Source organism: Ruegeria sp. BF6 (assembly GCF_056538665.1).
On sequence record NZ_JBQFTN010000032.1, the window covers coordinates 1 to 7,750 of the forward strand.

A 7,750-nucleotide genomic window follows, 5' to 3' on the forward strand; every position below is an offset into this window, starting at 1 on the left:
CGAGGTTCAGACCGGCGCCTATCTCGGAGAGGACGACATCGTCCGATACGAGGACGTCTACGCCCGAGGCCAAGGCGCAAAGGGCTGAACATCGCAGGCTGATCGACGATAGCCGCCTTTGGGAAGGGTGCACAGCAGGTCTCAAGGATTTACCATGACTAAAGTAAACGAATTTGTTTCGCAGAATATGGAAAACTCCAAAATGGATTTTTCCGGCCTGCGGGTCGCCATCGTGCACTACTGGTTTGTCGGAATGCGGGGTGGGGAAAAGGTCGTCGAAAGCCTGCTCGACCTGTTCCCGAACGCGGTCATTGTCACCCATGTGTACGATCCGGAAAAGGTCAGCGACAAAATTCGCAAGCAGGACGTGCGCGAAACGTTTATCTCCAAGCTCCCCGGCGCTCGGAAGCACTATCAGAAATATCTGCCATTGATGCCTCTTGCGCTCGAACTGATCGACATGACCGAGTTCGACGTGATCATTTCAAGCGAAAGCGGGCCCGCAAAGGGGATCATCCCCCGGCCCGACGCCGTGCATCTTTGCTATTGCCATTCACCGATGCGCTACATCTGGGACCACTATCATATCTACCGTGCGTCTGCGGGACGTCTGGCAAAGCTCATAATGCCTTTCGTGGCGCACAGGATGCGGATCTGGGATGTCAGCAGCGCCGCCAGGGTCGATCGTTTCGTGGCAAATTCCGGTTTCATCGCGCAGCGCATCGAAAAATACTACCGACGGGATGCGGATGTCGTTTTCCCCCCTGTCGAAGTGGCCGAGTTCAATATTTCCGAAGACGTAGGAGACCACTATCTGCTGGCCGGTGAAATGGTGTCGTACAAACGGGCTGATCTGGCGGTGGATGCGTTCAACGCTTCGGGCCGCAAGTTGGTTATGGTCGGCGACGGGGAAATGCGCGCCGAGTTGGAACAAAAAGCCAGGAGCAACATCACTTTCCTGGGGCGGGTTCCCTTTGCCGAACTGAAACACCAATTCGCAACCTGCAAAGCGCTGGTGTTTCCCGGTGAAGAAGACTTCGGGATCATTCCGGTCGAGGTTATGGCGTCGGGGCGGCCGGTCGTGGCCTACGGCCGTGGCGGAGCCCTGGACACGGTTTTGCCCGGCGTGTCCGGTGTGCATTTTCATGAACAGACCGTCGACGCTCTGAACGCGGCGATCGACACGCTTGAAGCGGATGTGGCACTTGTGAATTCTCCGAAGAAAATACAGGCGCACGCTGCCCGTTTCGATCAGCAGGTTTTCAAGGCGCAAATTGCAGAATTGGTGGCACAGGAACTGGGTCTGGCCGTAACAGACGCGCGCAGCGCATAGTGGCCTTGAGCGACATGAACACAGGCACCATCGCAAAGTCCGGCAAGAGATTTGCTCTAAAAAGCCTTTCGGCTTTGTTCATTAAATGTGCGGCAGCCGGGCTTTCGTTCGTTATGTTCGTTGCCTTGTCGCGCGGCCTTGGTGACGACGGTTTCGGTCGGTTCAGCTTTGCCTTCTCGTTGGCCACGATCCTCGCAGTTGCCGGCACTGTCGGACAGCGCAATGTGGTCTTGCGCTTTGCCTCTTTCTACCTGCACGACCACGACGAAGCCAAAGCCCGAGCGGTCGTGCGGTTCAGCTACGGAATCGTTCTGCTGGGCTCTGCGACGGCTGCGTTGGGGCTGGCGCTTGTGGCGGCAATCCTGCCCGCTTTCGAAGGTCAGCGAACCCTGCTTTGGGCGACCGCGCTCTTTACCGTCGTTCTGGCTCTGGCCGAGTTTCAGCCCAACCCGCAACGGGCTGCGGGCTCTGTCTGGTGCGCGCTGCTGCCCAGGGACGTCATGTTTCGCCTGGCCGTCATTGCCCTGGCCATGATGGCCGCATCAGGTATGACCCCTGCGCTCGACCCGGTCACAACGTTGTTGATGATGTCGGGTATTCTGGGCGGGTTGTTTCTGGCCCAGTCCTTCCTGGTGCCGCTGACCAATCCGGTGCGGCTGATAGCCGATGATGCCGATTTTAGCCAAAAGAGCCGATGGATTTCCGCCTCATGGGGAATGTGGGGGAACTCGGTGGTCAATGCGTCTGGCCGGAATATAGCGATTGTCATTGTTGGCGGCCTTCTTCCAGCGGCCGTTGTCGGCGCGATTTTCGCCGCTTTGCGTACGGCCATGGTTCTGGAGTTATTCCTGATGGCGATCAACATTGTCGCCGCCCCGCTGCTTGCGGCACAGCTGGGTAAACAGGACTTTGACGCCGCCCGAAGCACCTGCCGCCGCATCAGCTTGATGTTGGGGATGCCAACATTGGCAAGTTTCGTGGTTTTTGTTCTTTGGGGCGATCAGGTGCTGGAACTGTTCGGCCCGGGATATGCCACGGCACATCCAGAACTCATCGTGATCAGCCTCGGCTATCTGGTCAGCGCTTTTGCGGGTCCGACGGCGCAGATCATGGAAATGTCCGGGCACGAGCGGGTTCACTTCGTGATGCTGGTTGTTACGACCGGTCTTTCTCTTGCGGCCTTGCCTGTCGCCGTCGCCCTATGGGGGTCAATGGGCGCAGCAGTGTGCATCAGTTGCAACCTCATCGCTCTGAACGTCGCAGCATATATCTACATTTTCAGAAAAATCGGTATTTCCTCAGGCCTTGTAAATCTGGCCTTGTTGACCAAGGAGCGCAGGCAGTGACCAACAACACCCTACCCGTCAATTTTCTGTATCTGGGTGGCGACAAGTGCGGGTCCACCTGGATTTGGCACATACTGAACCAGCATCCCGATGTTGCGTTGGCCAACGCAAAAGAGATTTTCTATTTCGACCGTTTCTATGACAAAGGCGCGGACTGGTATCGCCGTCAGTTTCCCGCACAGCCTCAGGCCACGCGGATCGGTGAAATCTGTCATGACTATCTTTATTCCGAACCAGCACTGGAGCGCATTGCCCGCGATCTGCCGCAAGACAGCCGATTTCTGGTAACTGTGCGCGAGCCGGTATCCCGCAGTGTCTCTCATTGGAAATACCTGCAAAAAATTGGCCGGACGTCGGCCAGCTTCGAAGACGCCGTGGTACAGCAGCCGCAGATCATCGAGCATTCCCTGTTTGGAAAACACGTGAAAAACGCGGTGCATCACCTTGGGGCTGAACGGGTGCATGTCCTTGATTTTATGCAACTCAGAACGGATCCTAAGGGTTTTGGCCGGTCCATGAGCGACGCCCTTGGTATCCCCTTCGCGGAAACGATCCCTTATGAAGAGCGCATTTTGGAAGCCCAAGCTGCCCGCAATGCAATGCTGGTCGGGGTATTGCGCAATGGTGGTTGGATACTCCGTCGCCTGGGGTTGCCAAGTCTGGTGTCAAAGGTGAAAAGCAGTCCGCTTGTATCCCGCGCGCTGTACACATCCAGCCCGGCGCAAAAGCCTGCTGAACCTGATGCGGAGATACTGAATGAGTTGACCGAACGATTTGCGCCGGATCAGGCAATTCTGGCCGAACTCATGGGAACGGAGCAGGTTGCATGAAAATTGTTCTGGCCGCTGTTATGCACAGCCCGAATCTGGGTGACGGCCTGATCGCGGATTGTTTGACCGAGCAGTTCCGCCATCAGGACAGTGGGGTTGATATCCGCTGGCTGGATCTCGCCGGACGCCGGACCTTTGCAACGCCTTCTAAGGGTGCCCGCACCTTTTTGCTGTCTCTGCTGACCTGCTTGCCGCAAAGCGTGTCGCAAGCACTGGCAAAACAGTTGGTCAAACGGCAGATCCGCACCAGCCTCGAGCCGCTGATCCCGGAGAGTTTTCAAGATGCTGATGCCGTGGTGATCGGTGGCGGGCAGCTGCTGGGGGATGCGAACCTGAATTTCCCGCTCAAGATTGCCCGTGTCGTTGAAGAAGCGGAAAAGCGCGGCCTGCCGATCGCGATCCATTCGGTTGGTGTTGCAAAATCCTGGTCACCCCGCGGCAGGCATCTCTTCTCCGTATTGCTTGCCTCTCCGAATCTGCGTTTCGTATCCGTGCGCGATCAGGGGTCTGCAGACAATCTGCGTCACCACTGCAAATCGCTTGGGATTGACCTCCCTGAGATTCATGTTTTTCCCGATCCGGCGCTGACCGCCGGTGAGCTGGAGTTGCCTCAGGCCCCTGAAGTCGCCGTCGGTGCCATCGGTGTCGGGATCGCCCATCCGGCCGCGATCAAAACCCACGCCGATCAGGACGCGCTGAATTTCAGACAGTCCCTGTCTCAGTATCAGGCGATCCTGGCTGAGCTTCAGCAGCGCAATGAAAACGTCGCTCTGTTCACGAATGGCGCGGGCGAAGACGAGGAGATGCTTGACGCAGTCTGGCAATCTCTTCCCTCCCGGCAGGGAATATCCCGTCTGCCAAGGCCGCAAACTCCGCGGGACTTGGTTGCGGCGATCCAGGCAATGGATATGGTCGTTTCACACCGTCTGCACGCCTGCATAACGGCCCATGCCGTAGGAACGCCTGCCATCGGTTTTCGATGGGATTCCAAGGTTGACGGCTATTTCGCTCTTGTGGGTGAATCAGATAATCTGTTGCGTTTCAGCGAAAAGCCTGAACGCATTGCAGACCATGCCGTACGCCTGAAACAGACCCAAAAAACCGCAGAGATTGCGCAGCAAACACCCGTAATCCAAATTGGTGCGCATCAATTGCTAAACAGTTTGGCTGTTCAGGGCTTATCTGTCGCAAGCTGAAACCGATAACGTCGGCAAACAATTGGCCGGTTGACTAACCAGAGGCCAAAAGCGTTGAAAAAATACTCTACACAAACTCCATGCTTCTGAATAGCACATGGAAAAAACCTAAAACCGCCAACCCCGGAAACAACTTCGTGGGTATGAGCGTTGCCAAAACCGGGATGAAAAAGAAGAAGTATCGCGCGTTCTGAAAGGCATATGTGACGTGGGTGTAGAAAAAATACACCGAAAAGAAGCAGGCCACCAGCCAAAGGTGATCTTTTAGGTTTTGCCTGAATTCACGCGAGAAATATAAAAATACGGCTACGACCACCGAAAACAACGCGTCTATCCAGTAGGCTCCGGTATGCAAACTAAAGAAATGAAAGCTGGCGAAAAACACCGATAAGCTCTCCAATGGAGAGTAATCCGGATTGGCAACGTTTCTCGTCCAGTCGAACCGTTGTATCAGCCCGCCTATCCATGGAAACGAAAACGCAGCCCCGGTTTTCATTGCTGCATCCAGAAAAACTGCAAACCCTACAATGCCGATTGGCACCGATCTTTTGAATCCTGCGTTCTGCAGAAATAAAGCAGCCCGAAAAGTCAAAAGAACTCCGAGGTTGGCCTCACCGGTCACGTAGAGCAATGCAGCCAGTAGCGCCATCACCGCCCCTTCGGCTCTTGTAGAAAGGTTGGGACGTATCAAGCAGAGAGGAAAGTAAAAGAATTCCCAGTAGATCTTCGAGAAAAGAAAGATTGAAAGCGGCCATATCGCCGCTAGTAAAGCAGTCTTTTTGTCAATGAGCTTAAAATAAATCAGGACAATGGTTATCCCAACATTGAATACGAACAAAACCAATCTGGTCCAGATTTCACTGGTCCATACGTGGTTCAATCGGGTGTTTTTTTCGAAAGACAGGAGGTTTACAAAAAATTCGACTGCCTTGATCTCATCCGGTCGTCTTTCATAGGTGAAGAACGCAGCCTGAAACGCGAAGTTAAAGACCACAAACAGGATAACCGCACCAATTATCAAGTACGTGTTTCTCTCGTTTGCCCGCCGATCCGCAATAACTTCGACCATTATTCAGACTTTTGACCTTTTTTGGTTTACTTCGTCGTCGTTGATTAAAGTCCATTCGACAACACGAAAAAAAATGCAATTGAACATGCCCGGCTTTTTCGCCCCGCACCCTATAGGCCAGTTACCGGATGAAAGCGAGAGGGCATTAGTCCAGCGGTGTTAGCAGTCGATGAGCCGCCGACCGATTTTGCGTATTTAGGTGTCGAGTAACAACTCTCCCCCAATGACGGTCAAGGCGCTGCGGTGCGCAACCTGAACCCGAGCGTCAGGCGTGACCCAGGCTGCGCGGCAGATGTTGTTTCTCAGGCAGTGCCGCCCGATTTCTTTGCGTAGAACTTGCGAACCAGTGCTTGTTCCGCGGGGCTGGGAACCCGGTTCATGTGAATGCTGCCATAGTTGCGGATATTCGAGGCATTGGGACCGAACAGCAAGTAAGGATCCGTTCCGTCATCCGCCAGCGTGACACCACTCCCGGTAACGATCTGCCCGTTTACATTGGCAGACCTCTGGGCGGCGTCATGCGTTGCCGTAACCACGACATCAACGCCGATCAGCGACGCAGGCGCATCCACATTGGTCGGTGCACCACCAAAAGCAACCGTCACCCGCCAGGGCTGCGATTGTGGCGTCGAAATCAACGGTTGCCGCCGTCCGCCGTTGTTGCTGATGATATGAGCAAAGGCACGGTTGATGCTGATCGTCCGAAAGGCAACGGCTTCGAATAAATCCACCGAGAACGGCACGGTGCCCTGAAACTCCAGCAGGTCATCCACACCGTCGCTTTCCAGCCAGCGATGGGTGCCGTCGGTCTGATAGGTTGGCGCAGCTGCCGTATTCGGCGCCAGAAAGAAACCTCCCAGGGTGCCCTTGTTGTTCAGACGTCGGACGGGATCGCCCGCAGACGTTACTGGCACGGTGCCCGCTGCGTCCTGAAACAGCGCGGAAAGGTCTGACGGGTCGCACCACAACAACGGGCCAAGGTCACCTATGCCGCCATGTTTGGTTCGAACTGCCAGTGTTGTCGTGGAAAGGCCAAGATCGATCATGCTGATTCACCCCATTGCGTTACCAGGACTGCGCGTTCCATCCATTCAGCGGTGCAGGGCCTGACAACCCGGTAAGAGTTTGGCTTTTGGGGCATGTTCTCAGTTCTCCATCTGGATACTAGTTTCAATCGCTCTCACCGATGTGCCGACCCCCCCGGAACCGCCTCTGTGTGCGGTAATGCTTTAGTCATCCAAGCAAGGACGCCTAAAAGGGGAAGAAAGCCGCCCGCGATTTTTCGGTCAGCCGAGATGTTTTGCGAAATTCGTTGAATTCTTATTAGCCGACAGTCCGGCCTGTTCGGATCGAACCGCGGCCTCACACATTATACCTGCCCCGTCAGAGACGTTATGCTGGGGGATACTTACTGAAACGGCGCCAAGCTTTGCGACGACCCACACTGCGCCCAATCGTGGCTGGACCAACAAGACTCAAAATCGAAGATCGACTCCACCTTCAAAACCACCAGGCATTTCCGGTCAGTGCCTCTCAACAATGGCTTTCGTTGGGTCGGAGCTGCCTGTTTCAAGACCATCTCACAAAATGTCGCATTCAAAGTCTTAGTCAACAGGACCCGAGCTTTGTCGATTGGACCGCTCGCGCATCATCGTTCGAGACCGAATCGTTCCGGTGCGAAGGTCAACGGCTACCTTTTCCTGCACAGAGTACGGTTTTTGAGGTTCGCTCATCTAACCTCAGTTTCAGTCTCAATAATCTCCGACACTCAACCTTCGATTGTATGTCGACGAGGTGTGTGGTATACCTCCGGCGACGAACCGCTGCAACTGCGCAACAATTGTGCAAGTACTTGGGTTTTTAACCCAAAATTTGTTTTAAATCGTAAATACGTTTCGTCGCGGGTTTATCCGGGGCGCCGTTTGATTGCTTCTTTGATGCATTAGCAGTTGCTCTATAGAGTCAGGATAAATTTA

General features: G+C 54.7%; 6 protein-coding genes. 4 read left to right on the plus strand and 2 right to left on the minus strand.

All coding sequences use genetic code 11. The features are described 5' to 3' along the window. The first annotated feature begins 154 nt into the window (after positions 1-154). Genes ACR0IM_RS24215 through ACR0IM_RS24230 form a run of 4 tightly spaced genes read left to right on the plus strand, consistent with a single transcriptional unit; the run spans position 155 to position 4,705 of the window. On the plus strand, positions 155-1,333 hold the full coding sequence (locus ACR0IM_RS24215; protein ID WP_480683457.1) for a glycosyltransferase: 1,179 nt from the start codon (positions 155-157) through the stop codon (positions 1,331-1,333). A gap of 14 nt (positions 1,334-1,347) precedes the next feature. Further along, positions 1,348-2,679, plus strand: a complete 1,332-nt coding sequence (locus ACR0IM_RS24220) for a lipopolysaccharide biosynthesis protein (protein ID WP_480597256.1) — start codon at positions 1,348-1,350, stop codon at positions 2,677-2,679. Continuing rightward, positions 2,676-3,509 carry a sulfotransferase family protein gene (locus ACR0IM_RS24225; RefSeq protein WP_480597252.1) on the plus strand — a complete coding sequence of 278 codons (834 nt, stop codon included), beginning with the start codon at positions 2,676-2,678 and terminating at the stop codon, positions 3,507-3,509. Before ACR0IM_RS24220 ends, ACR0IM_RS24225 begins: the two co-directional genes overlap by 4 nt. Continuing rightward, on the plus strand, positions 3,506-4,705 hold the full coding sequence (locus ACR0IM_RS24230) for a polysaccharide pyruvyl transferase family protein (protein WP_480683458.1): 1,200 nt from the start codon (positions 3,506-3,508) through the stop codon (positions 4,703-4,705). Before ACR0IM_RS24225 ends, ACR0IM_RS24230 begins: the two co-directional genes overlap by 4 nt. Positions 4,706-4,772: 67 nt before the next feature. Here the strand turns inward: ACR0IM_RS24230 and ACR0IM_RS24235 are convergent, their stop codons facing one another. Beyond that, positions 4,773-5,774, minus strand: a complete 1,002-nt coding sequence (locus ACR0IM_RS24235) for a hypothetical protein (RefSeq protein ID WP_480683459.1) — start codon at positions 5,772-5,774, stop codon at positions 4,773-4,775. A gap of 302 nt (positions 5,775-6,076) precedes the next feature. Then, positions 6,077-6,820: a hypothetical protein gene (locus ACR0IM_RS24240; protein WP_480683460.1), complete on the minus strand. Its 744-nt coding sequence runs from the start codon at positions 6,818-6,820 to the stop codon at positions 6,077-6,079. Positions 6,821-7,750: the final 930 nt, after the last annotated feature.